Source organism: Psychrobacter sp., from assembly GCF_035469765.1.
GTDB lineage: Bacteria > Pseudomonadota > Gammaproteobacteria > Pseudomonadales > Moraxellaceae > Psychrobacter.
Map to the genome: position 1 here is coordinate 1 of NZ_DATIRM010000323.1, position 2,512 is coordinate 2,512.

Sequence of the window (2,512 nt, forward strand, 5' to 3'; positions counted from 1 at the left end):
AATTGTATATTATGCGCATTCACCTCGTTAATGGCTTTATGATACCAACACACATCATCGCCGCCATGCTGTTTGACATAATTCAAGGCTTTTTCTGCTTTGGTTAACAAGCCGGTAAAATCATTATCATTTTCAGGATAATAGCTAACACCAACGGAGATATGACAATACACTTCAGTATTTGTGGCTTGATTATCATTGACAAAGAAAGGAAGCTCACACATTTGCATTAAGCTGTCTAGCTGATGACGCACCATATTAGCGTCGCTACACTCAAACAATAAAGCAAAATCATCACCGCCAAAATGAGAAAAACAGCGTAAAAAATCAAGCTTTAAGTCTTTGACACGCGTCACAAATTTTTTTATTAGGTTATTGATACCATCGGGGCCCAGCAAGCTTGCAAGGCTACGATAGCGGTCAATATTTAAACGTACAATAATAACTTCTTGATAGCTGTCTAGTAATAAATCGCTGGTTTGGCTCAAAAATACCTTGCGGTTAGGCAGTTCAGTTAATTGGTCGTAGTTTAGCAAGTGTGCCACTTGTTTTTTGTCTTTTACCACGGCAGACATATCTCGAACCATACCGACATAATAGATAGTGGTATCTATCTTTATTTTTCGATAGGTCATATAACAGTCCAGCATTTCTCCGTAGCGATTCGGCATTGAAAAGTCGTTTCCATAAAAACCGCGACTGTCTAAGTGGTCAGCAATATCTACTAGAATAGATCTTTCTTCTTCTGATAAAAATTCAGCGGCATATATACCAAGTGGACGTCCGAGCAAGAAGGCTTCTGTATAACCTATCATCCGCTCATAGGTAGCATTGACAGATAGATAATGCAAATTTGCATCTAGTATGAAAATAGCATCTTCAAATTGATCACATAATTTGACCAATAATTGCTGTTTGTCTGCCAGTGGTATCGGTGTAAAAGCGCTCATAACTGAACTCATAAAATGGAGGTACGTCGATAAATAACGTTTTATATTTATAAAATAAATGCTAGCTAACAAGTGCCTGCAATGTTGCTAGTGCAACCACGGGCGCAGTTTCTGTTCGTAACACTCTTGCACCAATTTGCCAAGGCTCAAAACCAACGTTTGCTGCTTGAGCGCATTCCTCATCACTCAATCCGCCCTCAGGACCAATTAACAATTCAATATAAGGCGCTGTCTGCTGTAATGTCGTTAATAACGCTTTAGGCATTGCAGGCTGTCCTGCCGCCGGCACACTCAGCTGCAAACGCAAATTGGCAGGTTGTAGTAGTGCTTGGTAATACGTATCTTGACTCATTGTGGCAACCATAGGGCTGACAGCCGTTTCTACATTGATAGGCTTGGCAGTCGCTGCAGGTTTGAGCCAATCATTGATAGCGATAGGTGCAAGGATAAGAGGCGGGCGATTAAGGCCACATTGCTCACAGGCAGCAATCGCAACCTGCTGCCAATGGGCAAGCTTCTTTTCGACTTGGGCAGGCTTTAGATTGACTTCACCATGATGACTGCTTAGCAATTGGATGGCAGTGACACCAAGTTCAGTGGATTTTTGAATGGCGTAATCCATCCGTTCACCGCGACTCATCACCAGCCCGATTTTAGTCAAGACAGCGGTATCTCGGTCAGTATCTAAGTGCGCCAATAATGTCACAGTAGCGTGCTTCTTGCTGATGGCTTGCAGCTGTACCTGATACTCACCGCCAAAGCCATCAAATAACACACCTTGATCGCCAATATTTGCTCGTAATACACGGCACCAATGATGAACAATACTCTCTGTTAATTCGACGCTGGCACCGATAGGCAGGGTGCTGAGCTTAGAGTAGGTGGTCTCTGATGGGTTATTATCATCACTGATGGCATAAAAAAAACGTCGCACAGTCGTTTAGTCCTATAAGTTAATAGTATATATTTGAAATATATTAGCAGAATATTGTCGATATAGGTAAATCATCGTTAAGGACGCCTATATTGTCGTTTATATTTTTTAATGATTATATGGTGGTACTGATATGTTTATTTTGATAATCAAGGATATTACAGTGTCAATCATTTAAAATTTACTAAAAATTTTAGCAACAAAAAAACTGGCGCTCCTAAGAACGCCAGTTATTCAATTATCTATAGAAACATCGCTTACGTAACAAGCATTATGCAAGGCCTAGCGCTTCGATCAAGCGTTTGTTTGGCTCAACCTTGTTCATGCTATAAAAATGCATGGCAGGGACGCCCTCAGCTATTAAACGCTCACACAGACGATAGACCACATCAAAGCCAAATTCGCGAATAGCCTTGCTGTCATCGCCAAAGTCAGCCAACTGCTTACGCACATAACGCGGGATATCAGCACCACAGCTGTCAGCAAAACGCATCAGATTGCTAGAATTGGTGATGGGCATAATGCCAGCAACCAAAGGTTGAGCCACCGTATCGATACCGCGTTTTTCTAAGCTCTCACGCAGATATAAATAGCTATCCGCGTTATAGAAAAACTGCGTAATTGAAGC

The 2,512-nt window shown here is 41.6% G+C and carries 3 protein-coding genes; all 3 read right to left on the bottom strand.

The window, feature by feature from the left end:
* Positions 1-950: sensor domain-containing diguanylate cyclase (locus tag VLN09_RS09070; protein WP_325245785.1), on the bottom strand; the 950-nt coding region annotated here is incomplete at its 3' end.
* A gap of 61 nt (positions 951-1,011) precedes the next feature.
* Positions 1,012-1,884 (bottom strand): 16S rRNA (uracil(1498)-N(3))-methyltransferase, encoded by an 873-nt coding sequence (locus tag VLN09_RS09075; RefSeq protein WP_325245787.1) that lies wholly within the window; start codon positions 1,882-1,884, stop codon positions 1,012-1,014.
* A gap of 271 nt (positions 1,885-2,155) precedes the next feature.
* Positions 2,156-2,512: methylenetetrahydrofolate reductase (locus VLN09_RS09080; protein ID WP_325245789.1), on the bottom strand; the 357-nt coding region annotated here is incomplete at its 5' end.